Origin of the sequence: Pseudomonas sp. IT-P74 (genome assembly GCF_949768175.1) — a bacterium.
GTDB lineage: Bacteria > Pseudomonadota > Gammaproteobacteria > Pseudomonadales > Pseudomonadaceae > Aquipseudomonas.
Window position 1 is genome coordinate 1 of the sequence record NZ_CATKQD010000093.1, and the last position, 17,052, is coordinate 17,052.

Here is a 17,052-nt window from a genome sequence, read left to right on the forward strand (position 1 = left end):
GCTCCTACAGTGGGGTTGTGGTGGTGCATAAATCACGAGCACAAAAAAAGCACCCCGCAGGGTGCTTCTTTTTTATCCAGCATCAGCAGATCACTGAGCCGCCTGATTCTCAGACAGGATCAACTTGCCTTCCTTATCCACCGGAATCTGGTTGCCTGGATCACGATCCATGCGCACTTTGCCTTCCTTGCCGTCCAGCGAATACCGCACGTCGTAACCTACAACCTTGTCACTGATATCGTTGACCGTGTTGCAGCGGGTCTGGGTCGTGGTGTAGGTGTCACGCTCTTGCATGCCTTCCTGCACCTTGTTGCCGGCGTAACCACCACCGACAGCACCCGCGACCGTGGCGATCTTCTTGCCGGTGCCGCCACCGATCTGGTTGCCCAGCAGACCACCTGCCAATGCACCGACCACCGTACCGGCGATCTGGTGTTGATCTTTCACCGGTGCCTGCCGGGTGACCGCTACATCCTTGCACACTTCACGTGGAGTCTTGATTTGTGTCTTGACCGGCTCAACGGCTAGAACCTGAGCAAACTCAGGACCGCTTTGTTTAACCAGGCTGTAGGTGGCCACAGCACCCCCGGCAGTTACACCGACAGCACCCAGTACAGCACCAACCAGCATCGACTTGTTCACATGAACCTCCTGGACCATCACATGCGGAACATGTCCGCGCTTCTCCCTGCCTTGGAGCACAAAAAAAGGCGCGAGTTCAACTCGCGCCTTTTTTGGACTACATCGCTTAAAGACTTTGCCTTCAAGGACGGTCGTCGACTTCCTTCTCGGTATTGACCGGAGGAATCAGGTCTTCCGTGCTCAGGTTCAGCCAGATCAGCACCACGTTCGCGATGTAGATCGACGAGTAAGTACCCGCCAGAACACCGATGAACAGGGCGATGGAGAAGCCGAACAGGTTGTCGCCACCAAAGAACAACAGGGCCGCGATCGCCAGCAAAGTGGAGATCGAAGTCGCCATGGTCCGCAGCAGGGTTTGCGTGGTCGAGATGTTGATGTTCTCGATCAGGCTGGCCTTGCGCAGTACACGGAAGTTCTCGCGAACTCGGTCGAATACCACGATGGTGTCGTTGAGCGAGTAACCGATGATCGCCAGTACCGCCGCCAGCACCGTCAGATCGAAGGTGATCTGGAAGAACGACAGGATACCGATGGTCACGATCACGTCGTGGATCAGGGACACGATTGCACCGACCGCAAACTTCCACTGAAAGCGGAAAGCCAGGTAGATCAGGATGCCGCCCAGCGCCATCAGCATGCCGAGGCCGCCCTGGTCGCGCAGTTCTTCACCCACCTGCGGGCCGACGAACTCGACGCGCTTGACCGTCGCCGGGTTCTCGCCGCCGACCTTCTGCAAGGCTTCGGCGACCTGGTGACCCAGTTGCGGGTCTTCGCCAGGCATGCGCACCAGCAGGTCGGTGGTCGCACCGAAGTTCTGCACGATGGCTTCGTGATAACCCGCGGTCACCAACTGCTCACGCACCTTGGTGACGTCGGCCGGACGCTCGTAGGTCAGCTCGATGAGCGTACCGCCGGTGAAGTCCAGGCCCCAGTTCATGCCCTTATGGAAAACACTGAAGATTGCCAGTGCGGTAAGGAACAATGTGACGCCGAACGCGAAGTTGCGAACGCCCATGAAGTTGATTGTACGTAACATGGCAGCCCCTTAAATCCACAACTTCTTGAAGTCACGACCGCCGAAGATCAGGTTGACCATCGCGCGGGTCACCATGATGGCCGTGAACATCGAGGTAAAGATCCCGAGGGACATGGTCACTGCGAAGCCCTTGACGGGACCTGTGCCCATGGCAAAGAGGATGCCGCCGACCAACAGTGTTGTCAGGTTGGCGTCGAGAATCGCGGTGAATGCCCGGCCGAAGCCTTCGTTGATTGCGCGCTGCACGGTCATGCCGGCGGCGATCTCTTCACGGATCCGCGAGAAGATCAGCACGTTGGCGTCGACCGCCATACCCATGGTCAACACGATACCGGCGATACCCGGCAGGGTCAGCGTTGCACCCAGCAGCGACATCAGGGCCAGCAGCATCACCATGTTCACCGCCAGCGCGACGGTGGCGATGAGGCCGAAAAAGCGGTAGATGGCCATGATGAACAGCGAGACGAACAGCATGCCCCACAGCGAAGCATCGATACCCTTGGTGATGTTGTCGGCACCCAGGCTTGGACCGATGGTGCGCTCTTCAGCAAAGTACATCGGTGCAGCCAGGCCACCGGCACGCAGCAGCAGCGCCAGCTCGGACGACTCGCCCTGGCCGTTCAGGCCAGTGATGCGGAACTGAGCACCCAGCGGCGACTGAATGGTCGCCAGGCTGATGATCTTCTTCTCTTCCTTGAAGGTCTGGACCGGCACGTCTTTCTCGACACCGTTGACCATCTGCTTGGTGTAGGTGGTCACCGGACGCTGCTCGATGAAGATCACCGCCATGCTGCGACCGACGTTCGAACGGGTCGCACGGCTCATCAGCTCGCCGCCGTGACCGTCCAGACGGATGTTCACTTCCGGAGTACCGTGCTCGCCAAAACCTGCCTTGGCGTCGGTTACCTGGTCACCGGTGATGATCAGGCCACGCTCGATCAGTGCCGGAGGACGGTTGCCCTCACGGAACTCGAAGGATTCGGAAGTGGCTTTCGAAGCGCCAGGCTCAGCGGCCAGACGGAACTCGAGGTTGGCCGTCTTGCCGAGGATACGCTTGGCTTCGGCGGTGTCCTGCACGCCCGGCAGCTCAACCACGATGCGGTTGGCGCCCTGACGCTGGACGATCGGTTCGGCAACACCCAGCTCGTTGACGCGGTTACGTACCGTGGTCAAGTTCTGCTTGATGGAGTATTCACGGATTTCCGCCAGCTTGGCCGGGGTCATCGCCAGACGCAGCACCGGTTGACCATTGAGGTCGGCCGGAACAATGTCGAAATCGTTGAAGTTCTTGCGAATGATCGAACGGGCCTGTTCGCGGGTCGCTTCATCAGAGAAGCCCAGCTGAATGGCACCATCGAGTTGCGGCAGGCTGCGATAACGCAGTTTTTCTTTACGCAGCAGGCTCTTGACGTCGCCTTCGTAGACTTTCAGGCGTGCATCGAGGGCTTTGTCCATGTCCACTTCCAGCAGGAAGTGCACACCACCGGACAAGTCCAGACCCAGCTTCATCGGGTGCGCGGCGAGGCTGCGCAGCCATTGCGGGGTGGTTTGTGCCAGGTTCAATGCAACGACGTAGTCATCACCCAACGCCTTGCGTACAACGTCCTTGGCCGGCAGCTGGTCTTCAGCCTTGGTCAGGCGAATCAGGCCGCCCTTGCCGTTGGCGGCCAGGGTGGCAGCCTTGACGTTGATCCCGGATTCCTTGAGCGCAGCGCTCACGCGATCCAGATCAGCCTGATTGACTTGCAGTGCAGTGCTTGCACCGCTGACCTGAATGGCCGGGTCATCAGGATAAAGATTGGGAGCGGAATAAATCAGACCGACCGCCAGCACCGCCAGGATCAGAATGTATTTCCACAGAGGATATTTGTTCAGCATCACGCCGCCCGTTTATGACGCGGGGCGCCTTGCGCGCCCCGTCGATTGAATATGAAGTTGAAACTTAGATCGCTTTGAGCGTGCCTTTTGGCAGCGTGGCGGCGATGGCGCCTTTCTGGAACTTCATTTCGACGGTGTCGGAAACTTCCAGAACGACGAAATCGTCGGCCACTTTAGTGATCTTGCCGGCGATGCCGCCGGTGGTCACGACTTCGTCGCCTTTTTGCAGGCTGCTCAGCAGGTTTTTCTGCTCTTTGGCGCGCTTGGCCTGTGGACGCCAGATCATCAGGTAGAAGATGACCAGGAAACCGACCAGGAAAATCCACTCGAAACCGCCGCCCATTGGGCCGGCAGCAGGTGCAGCGGCGTCAGCCATGGCATTAGAGATAAAAAAGCTCATTTAGCACTCCAGTTGCAAATGTTGAATCTTGGGGTCAGAAAACTCAGTCCAAAGGCGGAACAGGTAACCCGCGTTTGGCGTAGAAGGCATCGACAAAGGCGGCCAATGTACCCTGTTGAATAGCCTCGCGCAAACCAGCCATAAGCACTTGATAATGGCGCAAGTTATGGATGGTATTGAGCATGCTTCCCAGCATTTCGCCGCACTTGTCCAGGTGATGCAGATAAGCGCGGGAGAAGTTCTGGCAGGTATAGCAATCGCAGGTAGGATCGAGCGGCGAATCATCATGGCGATGGAACGCGTTACGGATCTTCAGCACGCCGGTATCGATGAACAGATGCCCGTTGCGGGCATTACGGGTTGGCATCACGCAATCGAACATGTCCACACCGCGGCGCACACCCTCAACCAAGTCTTCCGGTTTGCCAACGCCCATAAGGTAACGAGGTTTGTCAGCCGGCATCATGCCCGGCAGATAATCCAGCACCTTGATCATTTCGTGCTTGGGCTCGCCCACCGACAGACCGCCGATGGCCAGGCCGTCGAAGCCGATCTTGTCGAGGCCTTCCAGGGAGCGCATGCGCAGGTCCTGGTGCATGCCACCCTGAACGATGCCGAACAGCGCCGCCGTGTTGTCGCCATGGGCCTCTTTCGAACGCTTGGCCCAGCGCAGGGACAACTCCATGGATACGCGGGCGACATCTTCGTCGGCCGGGTACGGGGTGCATTCGTCGAAAATCATCACGATGTCGGAGCCCAGGTCACGCTGGACCTGCATCGACTCTTCCGGCCCCATGAACACCTTGGCGCCATCGACCGGGGAGGCAAAGGTCACGCCCTCCTCCTTGATCTTGCGCATGGCGCCCAGGCTGAACACCTGGAAACCGCCGGAGTCGGTCAGGATCGGGCCTTTCCACTGCATGAAATCGTGCAGGTCGCCGTGCTTCTTGATCACTTCCGTGCCCGGGCGCAGCCACAGGTGGAAAGTGTTGCCCAGAATGATTTCAGCGCCAGTCGCCTCGATATCCCGTGGCAGCATGCCCTTGACCGTACCGTAGGTGCCCACCGGCATGAAGGCCGGGGTCTCGACGGTACCGCGCGGGAAGGTCAAACGACCGCGACGAGCCTTGCCGTCTGTGGCAAGCAGCTCAAAGGACATACGACATTGGCGACTCATTCTGTTTCCTCGGGGCCACGTGGTGCGGGATTACGGGTGATAAACATCGCATCACCGTAGCTGAAAAAGCGGTATTCGTTGTCGACGGCGGCTTTATAGGCGGCCATGGTCTCGGGATAACCGGCGAACGCCGAAACCAGCATCAACAGCGTGGATTCGGGCAAATGGAAGTTGGTGACCAGGGCATCGACCACATGAAACGGCCGGCCCGGGTAGATGAAGATATCGGTATCGCCACTGAACGGCTTGAGCACCCCATCGCGGGCGGCGCTTTCCAGGGAACGCACACTAGTAGTCCCCACCGCCACCACGCGACCACCGCGAGCGCGGCAGGCAGCCACGGCATCCACCACGTCCTGGCCGACTTCCAGCCATTCGCTGTGCATGTGGTGGTCTTCAAGCTTCTCCACCCGCACCGGCTGGAAAGTGCCGGCGCCGACGTGCAAGGTCACGAACGCCGTCTCGACGCCCTTGGCGGCAATCGCCTCCATCAACACCTGATCGAAATGCAGCCCCGCCGTCGGCGCCGCCACCGCGCCCAAACGCTCGGCGTAGACGGTCTGATAACGCTCGCGGTCGGCGCCTTCATCCGGACGGTCTATATAAGGAGGCAACGGCATGTGCCCGACGCGGTCGAGCAGCGGCAACACCTCCTCGGCAAACCCCAGCTCGAACAACGCATCGTGCCGCGCCAGCATCTCGGCCTCACCACCGCCGTCGATAAGGATCTTCGACCCAGGCTTAGGCGACTTGCTGGAACGCACATGGGCCAGCACGCGATGACTGTCCAGCACCCGCTCCACCAGGATTTCCAGCTTGCCGCCGGAAGCCTTCTGGCCAAACAGCCGCGCCGGAATCACCCGGGTATTGTTGAACACCATCAAGTCGCCGGGGCGCAAATGCTCCAGCAAATCAGTGAATTGACGGTGTGCCAGGGCGCCGCTGACCCCATCCAGGGTCAACAGGCGACTATTGCGCCGCTCGGCCAGCGGATGGCGGGCGATCAGCGAATCAGGGAGCTCGAAGGTAAAGTCAGCAACGCGCATGATGGGGTGTCGTCTAGCAGGGCCGGGAAGTCTAGCGGAAATATCAAAAATTCTCCATGTACCTGATTGACCAGCGGTTATCTCATCTCTATACTTCGCCGCCATTGAGCCCTGATGGCGGAATTGGTAGACGCGGCGGATTCAAAATCCGTTTTCGAAAGGAGTGGGAGTTCGAGTCTCCCTCGGGGCACCAAAATTAAGAAAGGCCTTGCTTTGCAAGGCCTTTTTTTTCGTCCGCAGAAAAGCACCCGCTAACACTCTGCTGACAACGCGCCGACCTGTAGGAGCTGCCGAAGGCTGCGATCTTTTGATCCTGCTTCTCTTCTGCCCCTCTCGCCGGAAGAACATTTCACAAGGATTCCCCCCATGGAATTGCACCTGGAAACCGTTGCCCTCTTCTCCCTCAAGCTGGCTTATGAATCGGAAGACTCAAGCCCGATTTTACGTGACGATCTGGTGATGGGGGATTACCAGCGGGATGTGTTTGAGCTGCTGGTGCGTCGGGGGGATGTTGAGACGATTAAGCTGAAGGTAGATGAGTGCATGGGGTTGGCATTGAACGCCATTGGCGGAGTTGATACGGTCTTGGGCCGCGAACTGCAAGGATTGTCGGCCGACTTCAGTACTGCGCAGACAATAGCGCAGCTTGATACCCCGCTCATCGCACTCAGGGATTACTTGAAAGCTATCCAGTGATGGCTGCTTAGACGGCCGAATACCTTGGTCGCCACGTCTTGACCAATAATAAATCTGTCCGCTTTTCTGCATGCCAGCTTTTCTACACTTTGCTACAGGACACCATGACAACACAGTTGGATACCCGGTGATCGGCACAAGCGCTTTAGCTGCTAGTTCTTACAGTGGCGCTTGGAGGGCCAAGGATCTACCGATCAGTCCGCACACCATCCATAACATAGTCCGCATGGCTCTCCTTGGATGGAGGAAAAAAGGCAAGTGAAAAAATAAACAATATTGCAAGTAAAGTCCTGAAAGACTTACTCCAACCTTCTGCGAGGCCACTGCCTTAAGACAGCGGCCTCGCAGGATAAATGGCGGTGATCTAAAAAACAGAAACCCGCGACACATGAAAGAAAACTTCAGCCCATATTTATAACAACAATATTCAATTCAAGATCGCCAATTCACGCTCTGCAATGACCAGCAAGTCGTCACATGCAATCCTACAACGATCAAGCTCCTTCGGCGGAGTGGGTGTAAAATGGGCATTATCATTCCGAACTGGTATGATCGCCGAAACCTTATCCTCAAGTTCACGTTTATCTCTAAACATACTTTTGAAATAAGCCCAACTTTGACCAGAGATCATCAGATCTTTGAGGTGCCCAAAATACATGCAAGACATTATATCTCGCTCACTAGACTCTGAGTATCTATAACGTTTATCTGATCGCGCCACCATATCAACAAGCCCATCCCAGACTGCAACCCCAAGTACTTTACGCATCCCATCTTGGTATTTCTCACCAAGATTTGCTTCATACTTTATACGTATTAACTCCCTTAACACCAATTCGGTTGACTCTATGAGCAACCACACTTGATTAGAGGTAATATCAGCAGGTGTAGACGTCTCCAGTTCGCTATAGTAGCTCCAGAATAAATTATTCCTACGAAAAATTTCTTTGGGAATATACACCCCCAACCCCATGTACTGAATTTCTTCCATAACCCGATGCGCCAAGTGCGCTTCTAGCCCGCTACTACTTAACACACTAGCTATGTAGGCGATACTAGCGCTATCTCTAAGAGCGAAATGACGAGCAAATACTTTGGTTTCAGGACTCAGAGACAAACTCCAATTCTCCAATAGTCCGCGATGGGCAGGCATCATAATATCTTGTGCCAACTGCAGATGCACATCGGTAGCTCCCGATCTATAAAGCGCCTCTAAAATCCTGACAGTTAAACCCGCATGACCTCCCGTCACCTCATAAATATTATCAGCCAGGGATTGAGAAACCCCGGCCACAACTGCAGGAAAAACCATCAGGACAAGTAAGCGAATTGCATCAGCAGTTAAATTAGTTAAATACAATGATGCCGCGCGACTTCCTATAGGAGATGTATCATCCTGAGAAAATGCGTACAAATGCTGCGCGCCCGCAAACACCATAACAATATTATATTCACTGCCTGACTCCTCCCCATAAAGAAGTGAAAATAAATTATCCTGAAAGCCCCGGGGAAATCTGTCACCTAATACTCGCTTTGATTCATCCAACAAGAAAATAAACTTTGGCTCAACCTCTCCACACTGACTCTTAACATCCTTCAAACCGCATATAAAATCATCAACACTACCAGTGTTGCGCTCAACATCTTGAAATACAGTCCCAGATATCTGCTTGCCACAACTACTCACAGCTTTTTTTAACAAGAGCTGGAAAAAATCCTTAGGGGTGGCATCATACTTTAAAAGATTAAGATCAACATATATGGGCACATCGACAGCACTCAACTGCCCAGCATCGACTTTTCTTTCTGAAAGAATGTCCCGCATCCGCATTAATGCCGTCGTTTTTCCCGCCTGTCTACCGCCAAAAAGTAGTACTGCGTTCGTTCTCTGGGTTGCGTCGATAAGCGTATGGCAAAACTCTTCGCGACCTACAAAAAAAATGGAGCCTGGAATAATATTCACTTTATCCTTATCCACGGCTCATCTCTCCATTTCTTAGCCAACGCAACATAAACTCCATGGTTAGCGAGATTGTATTATCGGTCACCGACACTATTTGGTAGCCTACCAAATGCCTAATACTCAAAGCCTTAGCAGTATCGTGCTGCAACTCAGACAGATTTATTTCTCCACCTGCCTTTGCAACCTCCATACAGACATTTAGCTCTTCCGGATAATCTCGGGAGAAACGCTCTACAATCTCTCTAAAGTCACGCCCAGCACTATCTAAATATGGATTTATTAACTCATCTATCATTTCAATAGAAACACTCAACGGCCTATTAGAGTGTCTCTCACATATGAAGCTGCAAAATTGACGACTAAAGAAAGGATGTCCACCGGTTAATGCATGAATTCTTTCGACCACATCGCTTGAGAATCTAACCCCCATCCCCCTCCCTAGAGTGTTTATCATCTGGAATGACTCTTGATACCTCAGCAAAGGAAGATAAATCTCTTTGAAAAAATTAAATACTGGATTATCTTTTCCTGCAAACTGAGCTGCTTCTGCAATTGCAGCGTTAGCTCCAGTAACAATTGGCACAAAATCACCAGACTCTTGAGCAACACCTCTTATATAGCTAAAAAAGTTAAAAAAACCATCAAATCCTTCTTTACCTGAAGAGTTTGGGATTATTCGCTCAATTTCATCTAACATAACCACGACTTTAGGGCGGGGATTAAGCTGAGATTTTCTTATAACATCTAGTATTTTGCTTAAATCAGAGTCAAAGGCAGTAGCAACGGGGAAATCAGGCGGAATATCAAGATAGTCAGAATAATGCCCTCCAAGTCTCCATTGAACTCCTTTAAACTCAGATCTATTCGCTCGCTTATATAGCTCACTGCCTAGCTTCCAATAAAGCCAACGAGTATCATTTATATCAGATGGAACTCGCAGAAGATCCATATAAACGACTATATCCCCTCCTTCATGGGCACGGCGCTCAATCTCTTTAAGCAGTGATGTCTTTCCAACCTTACGCAAGCCAAATATACCTGCGGCAATCCCATTTGATATAGCATCGCGAATTTCAGAAAGTGGTTTCTCTCGTCCAAAAAATCGACGCCCAGAAACGGGGAAATTTTGAGCAAACAAATCGCGTCTGAATAACCACCGATCTAGCACCTCTCTCAGAGCTGTACTTTTATCTTTTGCTCGCTCAATTTGAGACTGAGTGATAGGAACGATCGCCGGCACTGTGCGCTTCCGATCTTCTAAACGCTGATACAGTAGGCGCTCTACGTGTTCCGGCAAAGAAGATACTAACAACAGCACAACTTGCTCATCAATCAAGCCTCCTGTGCCCCACTCTCGGATTACCTCATCTATACTTTCAATATCCGATCGACTGATTTCCGACTTGAACATACATCTCAGGAGTAGATTTCCGGATATCCCATAGCCTTCAAGTATTTCAGGAGCCAAGGGTTCTATAACAAAATCCGAGCCAACGGTTTTTTGCTCGAACAACGATGCCCTAACAATTCGGAAACCTGCATTATTTATAAAGTCGTATGCTAACTCACCTCTATGATGCTGCAATCGTATCTTGGCAAGCCCCATCGATAATAGATCATCCCGAGGAAATGCAGTCTTGCCATGTATACTTGACTCAAAAGCTACTCGGGCCATCTCATAGTATCTGAGCGCCTCTATTAGGTCGTCTCGATTACTATCCCGCTTTATATAAATTCTAGCTATTCCAAGTAAAAAGCGACGGTCGCTTCCTTGGCCAGTTTCCTTGCTCAATTCCAGCCCTTTACGCAAGAAGCCAATTGCACTTTTAAAGTTCCCTGCCGCCGAATATAACAGCCCAATATCTTCGAGCAGTTTAATATTAAAAGGAAAGGCTTTCAGCCCCGCCTCATAAACTTTTAACGCCTCTGCACGCCGGTTCCTATTCTTCTCCATTGCGGCATAGCTTGTGACCAATTGCACCGAAGGTGAATTAATCATCCCTCGCTCATAGAGCTTAACAGCGTCGTCAAAACGCTTACTATCCCTTGCGAGAATAGCCTGCGCGAGATAATCAAGCTTAGTCATCTCGGCTGATAGCTTCGAAGTATTGACGTTGGACTCAAGCGTGATTTGAAAGGCCTGGAGACCACGTTCGGTCACCTGCTTTTGGAAATTAACTTGACCACCAACCACTAAAGGCTTCGACGTATCAATAATCTGAGAGAAATGAAAAAAAATCCTGCCATCGACACTATCTTCAATAAATCCAAATTTTCGATCCTGCTTTAGAGCGACAATCCTCCCTGAAGACAATCCGGTATCTAAGAGCACTTCCTTAAGCTCATCATGTACATCTATTGCAAGAAGCCCACGAGGCACCGACGACACTTTAAATACAACCCGATCACCCGAAGATAAAAGACTTCCAGAGTCTCTAATGGACTTCCTGTGCACTAGTAATTTTTCACCTTGAATATCGCCATCATCAGGGCTTATATAGCCGTAACCCGCTTTATCATCATATGAGATTACTACACCGCTACTGTATTCATCCTGCATGATTCAAGCTCCTTCTCGGCTATATTTCAAAAGTCAGTTTTTTCGCCCATTTTCCAGACGCGGCAAAGATGCCTGATGGCGAGATTATGGGCGTGACATGGTTTTGCCATCAAGAGAAAACTAGAGCGATGATGCGCCTATAGCACCAGAATCCCCTAGCCTTAGCAGAGAGAGTTGCCCGCATCACCTGTTGCCCTTGCCCTTGCCCTTGCCCCCCCCACCCCCCACCCCCCACCCCCGGCTAACGGTTAACTCGGATTAATTCTTCTTCAAAATCCGGCGGTGATCCTGAGGCTTTCGGCACGACACGGGGCGGATGCCCGCGTGGTTTTTGTTAGCGGAAAAGTACACAACTACGTAAATGCGGTTCACCCGTGCATTCGCCCAACCCCTTGGCATGTCGCGGGAGCTCCAGAGCATTTCAGATGGATACGGGCATAGAGCCCGCAGGATCTTGTTAACCGTTGGCGTTTCTACGTTGGTTGACAGGAAACTGTCGCTACCAGCGATGTCGCGGATTTCCGCCCCCGCTTGAAGAAAAAACCTCAGGGGCCCCGGCATAAAAAACGCAGATTGCCTCAGATCTCAAGCTTCGTTGCACTACTCTTCTGGATATAGACATTGACTCCTGCCTAGCCGCCCACTGCTGACCGGTATACACGAATGGAATCCTCAAGCCAGAAACGCGCCTTCCGCACTCCTGAAAGTATCCAAGCCGAAAAGGAAACGCGGGGAATGCTCAAACCTTTTCTGGAGGGCAGAGGATTCACCGGAGTTAATGACGTCCGTAAAGGGCACTCTCAATTGCTTTCTGCGAACAGCCCTGAAGGCGCTACATTCAGTGCTCGAGTTCGATTGTGCTGGCGCTGGGAGGATCATCCAGAGAAATACTCCGCGGCCCAGTTACGCGCACAGTTAAGCCACGGAGACTGGGATAGAACAATCGCTGAGATCGTTGATCGCGAAGCACCACAAGGGATTACACATGCGCTTCTAGTGCAACGCTACAAAAGTGATATCAAGTTCGCTGCCCTGATTCCCGTGACGGCCATGACCGGCATCATCAACGAGCAGAAAAAAGTGAGCGCTGAACTCTTAGCTGCTGGGAGACTAGGGCGTCTAAAAAAAAATCATGCGGTCAACGGTGACAGCCCGACGATGTGGCTAATGGATAGCCGCTTTGAGGAGGCACACAAAATTGCCGATGTCCTATGGCAGTGGGAAGGGGTGGAGGATCTAGCTAAGCGACCGCTTTCCAACGATCTCGTTGGTGTTATTGACGACACCTTCAGTGATCTGCCTGGCCTTGATTTATCGCTCCTGGGTCGTGACGAAGCGTCACGTTTTCAATCGACGGTATCTAGAGTAGCTAGAGATCCAAACGTCCGAAAAGCGGTGATTGAGCGTTGCAATGGACGCTGTGAGCGTCCTGGATGTGGAGCGAGCCGTTCTTATGCTGGCTTTCTCGATGTGCACCACATCTTGGGTGTCGAGGTCAGTGATCGCGTTTTTAATTGCGTTGCCCTTTGCCCAAATTGCCATAGAGATGCACACTTCTCGGAGGATCGAGAGAAGTTGAATGGCTCATTGTTACTGATAGCTGATCGTCAGCAGGACTAGCGCTGTATCCCTGCATGTATCCCTTTACCGACAAATGCTCTGAAGACCACAGATTATATGGTGCAGTCGAGTCTCCCTCGGCACTAAAACTTGAAAGGATTCCACTTAACAAGGCCTTTTTTGTGCCCGCAAGAAAGTTAGCTACACACCTTCGCTCCCCGACGAAGGTGACTCCATAAGAACTTCCCAGTGAAACTGCTGCAGGAATGCTAATCGCCTCAGAAATTCCGGTCGGGGCATTTTCTTTGCAGCTTAAGCCTGCCACTCTCAGGCGAAGAGCTTGCATTGGACTCTGTCGAAGGTTGCAGCAAAGAGATCAGCACGATACCCTCTTCGCCGTCGCTGCCAATTCAGCGACCGGGTGTGGAAACCCGTGTAACTCAAGGCGCAACAGCGCCCCCATCACGTCTGCCGGCGCCTTTTTTATGCCTGCGGCGTGAGTTATGGCGGCTGTGCGTGGGACGTCTTCGGACGTGCCGGTTTCCTTGATTCCCGGTTTTCCACCCTGCGCACAGCTGTCACCCATTCGTGTGGAAACGAACGTGGCAGCTCCTCATATCAAGGAGTTGGATAATGCGCAGTATCAATCCGTTTGAAATTTGGCTCACCCCTCTACGCAATTCCCAATCGCGTGACATCCTTCCCAATTGCCTCTCCATCCTCGGAGGTGGCCAATGACCGAACAACCCGAACTCAAAACCATTGGCCTGACGCCGGCCATCTACTGTGCGGACCAAGCACTGTTCCATGTCACTCGTGATGTTCCCCTCGGGGATGCGTTGGCGATGGCTTCTGATTTTCTGTTTCTGGCCAAGGCGCTGAGTAAGGATGCGGCTTATGCCAGGGACACGGACTATCACGCCTGGGCAGCGCATTATTTGACGGCGATGGGGAAGGCGGTGGTGGATGATGTGGTGAAGGTGCTGACGCGGGATCGTACTTCTGCAACGACACCTAAGCAGCCGACGGCGAAATCCGAAGGATAACGCCTGAGGACCGATGAGCCCCGAGTTATTCGGGGCTTACAAATATGCAGCGCTCGGCGACCAAAAAACACGTGACGCCCCCCCTCCCTTGTAGTCAGATACGGCTATCGTTTGAATTAGCTGTGTAGAGGCATTTTGCTGGAATGGTTATGACACCAAAACGGAATCACACATGGAAGCGCTGATTAATCCGGACGTTCTGCGATGGGCGCGTGAGCGAGCATCCCTGAGCGCGAGCACCCTGGCCAAAAGTCTTGGTACGCAGGAAGACAACGTGCTGGCCTGGGAGCAAGGCAAGAAAAAGCCCTCCTTCAACCAAGCCATGAATTACGCCCGACAGACGTACATCCCGTTTGGGTACCTTTACCTGTCTCAGCCACCAGTGGAAAGCCTTCCACTGCCGGATCTCAGAACAATCAATGGAAAACGTGACCACGGATACAGTCTCGCCCTCATGGATACCATCAGGTGGGCCATGGAAAGACAAGAATGGTATCGCGACTACCTGATCAGCCAAGGCGTCACTGAAAATAGAATTGTCGGAAGGTTTTCGGTAAGCGACAGCGTGGCAGTGATCGTTGCAGACATCCGAGCGACCTTGGGCATACCCAACAAACCAAACCGCGGCGATTTTGATGACTACTTCAAGGATCTGATAAGCAAAATTGAAATAGCGGGCATCCTTGTAATGCGTAACAGTATTGTTAACAACAATACGAGCAGGCCATTGTTTGTAGAAGAGTTCCGAGGCTTTGCAATCAGCGACAAGTTAGCGCCGGTCATTTTTATCAATACAGCCGATTGTCCTGAGGCAAGACTGTTCACGTTAGCTCATGAACTGTCGCATATTTGGATAGGTCGTTCTGGCGTTTCTGACGGTGACCCTGCCAATCATAGATCTGAAGAAATCTTGTGTAATGCGGTAGCGGCAGAGCTATTAACGCCCGAGCGCGAATTCATCGCATCTTGGGACCCTGATATTGAGTGGCAAGAAAATATCCCACCCTTAACAAAATTTTTCCATATTAGTAGCTGGGTGATAGCCAGGCGCGCCCTGACTTTCAACCTCATAACACCATCCGAATATGGTGTATTTATTGCCAGAAAGATCGCTGAGCACAAAGCTCGCAGCAAGAATGGCACGCCGCCATACAACAGACTGCAGACAGGGCGAGTCAGCAAAACGCTGGCTGCAGCAGTAGCAAGTGAAGCATTAAGTGGAAGAATGCTTTATCGAGATGCAGCACGTCTGATTGGCGTGAAGCCGCATAAGCTATCTGACTATTCGAAAAAGGAACTTGGATTTTGAGTTATCTGCTAGATGCGAACTCCTACATACAGGCGAAAAATACTCATTACCGGATGGGCTTTTGTCCTGGTTTCTGGGACTGGTTAGACAGCGCATATGATGCCGGTAAAATTTCCAGCGTATCTCTTGTATACAAGGAGCTGGTTGATTACGGCGACGAACTATCCAGATGGGCGAGAGAAAGGCCAAACCACTTCCTGTCTGTCGATGACGCCAGAACACAGACAACCTTTGCGCAGATTGCTACGTATGTCATGGACCTGCCACTCCCTAAACAAACAGAAAAAATACGCTTTCTTGACGGTGCAGACCCTTGGTTGATTGCAAAAGCAAGCGCAACTGGACAAACAATCGTGACCCACGAGGTATTGGTACCTCCGACAAGTCAGAAAATCAAAATCCCAAATATTTGCCAGCAGTTCAGTGTTCCTTATATAAGCGCATTCGACCTGCTTGACACACTTAATGCAAAACTTGTTCTTGGCACCCACTCTTAGAGAAAGAGGGAATAGACGTCGTTCATCCCACTATCAATACTACGACCCTCGCCGTCGAGACAGGTCATGGATTTTCATTCCCCTGCTGGTCAGCAGTTCAACCAAATCAGATATATACGCAACGGTGTATGAGAAGCTGGGGCAGTCAACTTCCATGCTCCAGAAACAAGAAGGCCCGAACGTAATGCCGGACTGAGCCAGCACCAGAGGATCGGGCGCGATTGACATCAATGCTGCCGCAGCCAAATGACCAAGTCAATGTGTACGAAATTTGGCTTTTCCTTCCACACAATTTCCAATCGCGTAACCCCCTCCCCCATTGCCTCCCCATCCTCGGAGGTGGCCAATGACTGAACAACCTGAACTCAAAACCATTGGCCTGACACCTGCGATCTACTGCGCGGATCAAGCGCTTTTTCATGTCACTCGCGGGGTTCCTCTTGGCGATGCGTTGTCCATGGCCTCTGATTTTCTGTTCCTGGCTAAAACGCTCACTGAAGATGCTGCTTATGCCAGAGACACTGACCGTCATGCTTGGGCTGCGCATTATCTGACTTCGATGAGCAAGGCGTTGGTGGATGATGCGGTGAAGGTGCTGACGCGGGATCGGGTTTGCGCACAGGTATCATCCAAGCGGGCGGGAGCGAAGGCTGAACCTTAGTGTTTGAGGCCTGTGGGGCGGGGGTGACCGCGATGGTGGTAGCTGATTCAGCATTTATGTTGGCTGGGCTGGCGCTATCGCGAGCAGGCTCGCTCCTACATGGATTGCGGTGGGCTGACGGGCATTGTTCTGGCCCGACTGGGTGACTGGGTTGTGATTGCGGTGCATCTTCAGCATTGATGGTGGTTGGGCTGGCGATTTCGCGAGCAGGCTCGCTCCTACAGTGCAAGAAATGGGGGTCGAGTAGTTTATGGATTTATTTTCGAGATCAATCCAACCATCGTGCCCGCAGTCTGAGGTCAGGTATCAGAGCTGGACTCAAGCTCGCCTTGAGTTTTCACGCCGAACAACCGGTCGGCTATCTGCCGACCGCGCTCCAACCCTTCCTGCGTTAACCAAACTGACTTGTTCCTGTTCACCGGATCGCTGATGAAACCCTGTTCATGCAATCGGCTCATGATTTCGAAGTCGAACCCTTTCCAGGTGTTGCCGCTGTCGGAACTAAAGGCTGCCAACAGGGCAAGCACGGCGTCTTGAATGAGTTTGTCGTCGTATTCCATGATCATTGTTCCGCTTATGTT

The 17,052-nt window shown here is 52.4% G+C and carries 15 protein-coding genes and 1 tRNA gene; 7 read left to right on the plus strand and 9 right to left on the minus strand.

Going from position 1 to position 17,052, the window contains the following annotated elements:
- Window positions 1–90: 90 nt before the first annotated feature.
- From ACM6J5_RS27720 to queA, 6 genes are all read right to left on the minus strand, one after another.
- Window positions 91–642: a glycine zipper 2TM domain-containing protein gene (locus tag ACM6J5_RS27720; protein WP_150674282.1), complete on the minus strand. Its 552-nt coding sequence runs from the start codon at window positions 640–642 to the stop codon at window positions 91–93.
- Window positions 643–763: 121 nt separating this feature from the next.
- Window positions 764–1,678 (minus strand): protein translocase subunit SecF, encoded by a 915-nt coding sequence (gene secF, locus ACM6J5_RS27725; protein ID WP_095944518.1) that lies wholly within the window; start codon window positions 1,676–1,678, stop codon window positions 764–766.
- 9 nt (window positions 1,679–1,687) lie between these two features.
- Window positions 1,688–3,556: a protein translocase subunit SecD gene (gene secD / locus ACM6J5_RS27730; protein ID WP_095944517.1), complete on the minus strand. Its 1,869-nt coding sequence runs from the start codon at window positions 3,554–3,556 to the stop codon at window positions 1,688–1,690.
- A 64-nt stretch (window positions 3,557–3,620) separates the two neighbouring features.
- Window positions 3,621–3,956 carry a preprotein translocase subunit YajC gene (yajC, locus tag ACM6J5_RS27735; RefSeq protein WP_007982729.1) on the minus strand — a complete coding sequence of 112 codons (336 nt, stop codon included), beginning with the start codon at window positions 3,954–3,956 and terminating at the stop codon, window positions 3,621–3,623.
- Between the two features lie 43 nt (window positions 3,957–3,999).
- Window positions 4,000–5,115, minus strand: coding sequence for a tRNA guanosine(34) transglycosylase Tgt (gene tgt / locus ACM6J5_RS27740; protein ID WP_177413271.1), 1,116 nt, complete (start codon window positions 5,113–5,115; stop codon window positions 4,000–4,002).
- Window positions 5,116–5,129: 14 nt separating this feature from the next.
- Entirely contained in the window at window positions 5,130–6,179 is a 1,050-nt protein-coding gene (queA, locus tag ACM6J5_RS27745; protein WP_414929709.1) for a tRNA preQ1(34) S-adenosylmethionine ribosyltransferase-isomerase QueA, read from the minus strand.
- 108 nt (window positions 6,180–6,287) lie between these two features.
- On the opposite strand from queA, the gene ACM6J5_RS27750 reads away from it, so the two are divergent.
- Both ACM6J5_RS27750 and ACM6J5_RS27755 read left to right on the plus strand, forming a co-directional pair.
- Window positions 6,288–6,372 (plus strand) — tRNA-Leu (locus ACM6J5_RS27750).
- A gap of 173 nt (window positions 6,373–6,545) precedes the next feature.
- Window positions 6,546–6,875 carry a hypothetical protein gene (locus tag ACM6J5_RS27755; protein WP_414929710.1) on the plus strand — a complete coding sequence of 110 codons (330 nt, stop codon included), beginning with the start codon at window positions 6,546–6,548 and terminating at the stop codon, window positions 6,873–6,875.
- 427 nt (window positions 6,876–7,302) lie between these two features.
- Here the strand turns inward: ACM6J5_RS27755 and ACM6J5_RS27760 are convergent, their stop codons facing one another.
- Together ACM6J5_RS27760 and ACM6J5_RS27765 are read right to left on the minus strand one after the other, a co-directional pair.
- The gene (locus ACM6J5_RS27760; protein ID WP_414929711.1) at window positions 7,303–8,853 is read right to left on the minus strand and encodes a hypothetical protein; all 1,551 of its coding nucleotides are present in this window, start codon (window positions 8,851–8,853) and stop codon (window positions 7,303–7,305) included.
- Window positions 8,846–11,398 (minus strand): cold shock domain-containing protein, encoded by a 2,553-nt coding sequence (locus ACM6J5_RS27765; RefSeq protein ID WP_414929712.1) that lies wholly within the window; start codon window positions 11,396–11,398, stop codon window positions 8,846–8,848. The genes ACM6J5_RS27760 and ACM6J5_RS27765 overlap by 8 nt, the downstream gene beginning before the upstream one ends.
- Before the next feature lie 663 nt (window positions 11,399–12,061).
- Between ACM6J5_RS27765 and ACM6J5_RS27770 the strand changes: the two genes are divergently transcribed.
- The 5 genes from ACM6J5_RS27770 (at window position 12,062) to ACM6J5_RS27790 (ending at window position 16,471) form a co-directional block, all read left to right on the plus strand.
- Entirely contained in the window at window positions 12,062–13,018 is a 957-nt protein-coding gene (locus ACM6J5_RS27770) for an HNH endonuclease (RefSeq protein WP_414929713.1), read from the plus strand.
- A gap of 674 nt (window positions 13,019–13,692) precedes the next feature.
- The gene (locus tag ACM6J5_RS27775) at window positions 13,693–14,004 is read left to right on the plus strand and encodes a DUF3077 domain-containing protein (RefSeq protein ID WP_414929714.1); all 312 of its coding nucleotides are present in this window, start codon (window positions 13,693–13,695) and stop codon (window positions 14,002–14,004) included.
- Window positions 14,005–14,176: 172 nt separating this feature from the next.
- Window positions 14,177–15,313: an ImmA/IrrE family metallo-endopeptidase gene (locus tag ACM6J5_RS27780; RefSeq protein ID WP_414929715.1), complete on the plus strand. Its 1,137-nt coding sequence runs from the start codon at window positions 14,177–14,179 to the stop codon at window positions 15,311–15,313.
- On the plus strand, window positions 15,310–15,810 hold the full coding sequence (locus tag ACM6J5_RS27785; RefSeq protein WP_414929716.1) for a DUF4411 family protein: 501 nt from the start codon (window positions 15,310–15,312) through the stop codon (window positions 15,808–15,810). The genes ACM6J5_RS27780 and ACM6J5_RS27785 overlap by 4 nt, the downstream gene beginning before the upstream one ends.
- Window positions 15,811–16,156: 346 nt before the next feature.
- A complete protein-coding gene (locus ACM6J5_RS27790) occupies window positions 16,157–16,471 on the plus strand; it encodes a DUF3077 domain-containing protein (RefSeq protein WP_414929717.1) in 315 nt (104 codons plus the stop codon).
- Between the two features lie 299 nt (window positions 16,472–16,770).
- Here ACM6J5_RS27790 and ACM6J5_RS27795 read toward each other — a convergent pair whose 3' ends face one another.
- Complete coding sequence (locus ACM6J5_RS27795; protein WP_414929718.1) at window positions 16,771–17,031, minus strand: DUF6429 family protein; 261 nt, start codon at window positions 17,029–17,031, stop codon at window positions 16,771–16,773.
- Between the last annotated feature and the right edge of the window lie 21 nt (window positions 17,032–17,052).

Excerpts from the sequence above, each read along its gene's own strand:
- ACM6J5_RS27790 (WP_414929717.1), top strand. The coding sequence starts at position 16,157 with ATGACTGAACAACCTGAACTCAAAACCATTGGCCTGACACCTGCGATC.
- secF (WP_095944518.1), bottom strand. The coding sequence starts at position 1,678 with ATGTTACGTACAATCAACTTCATGGGCGTTCGCAACTTCGCGTTCGGC.
- ACM6J5_RS27795 (WP_414929718.1), bottom strand. The coding sequence starts at position 17,031 with ATGGAATACGACGACAAACTCATTCAAGACGCCGTGCTTGCCCTGTTG.
- queA (WP_414929709.1), bottom strand. The coding sequence starts at position 6,179 with ATGCGCGTTGCTGACTTTACCTTCGAGCTCCCTGATTCGCTGATCGCC.
- ACM6J5_RS27770 (WP_414929713.1), top strand. The coding sequence starts at position 12,062 with ATGGAATCCTCAAGCCAGAAACGCGCCTTCCGCACTCCTGAAAGTATC.
- ACM6J5_RS27775 (WP_414929714.1), top strand. The coding sequence starts at position 13,693 with ATGACCGAACAACCCGAACTCAAAACCATTGGCCTGACGCCGGCCATC.
- ACM6J5_RS27780 (WP_414929715.1), top strand. The coding sequence starts at position 14,177 with ATGGAAGCGCTGATTAATCCGGACGTTCTGCGATGGGCGCGTGAGCGA.
- ACM6J5_RS27755 (WP_414929710.1), top strand. The coding sequence starts at position 6,546 with ATGGAATTGCACCTGGAAACCGTTGCCCTCTTCTCCCTCAAGCTGGCT.
- ACM6J5_RS27765 (WP_414929712.1), bottom strand. The coding sequence starts at position 11,398 with ATGCAGGATGAATACAGTAGCGGTGTAGTAATCTCATATGATGATAAA.
- tgt (WP_177413271.1), bottom strand. The coding sequence starts at position 5,115 with ATGTCCTTTGAGCTGCTTGCCACAGACGGCAAGGCTCGTCGCGGTCGT.
- secD (WP_095944517.1), bottom strand. The coding sequence starts at position 3,556 with ATGCTGAACAAATATCCTCTGTGGAAATACATTCTGATCCTGGCGGTG.
- yajC (WP_007982729.1), bottom strand. The coding sequence starts at position 3,956 with ATGAGCTTTTTTATCTCTAATGCCATGGCTGACGCCGCTGCACCTGCT.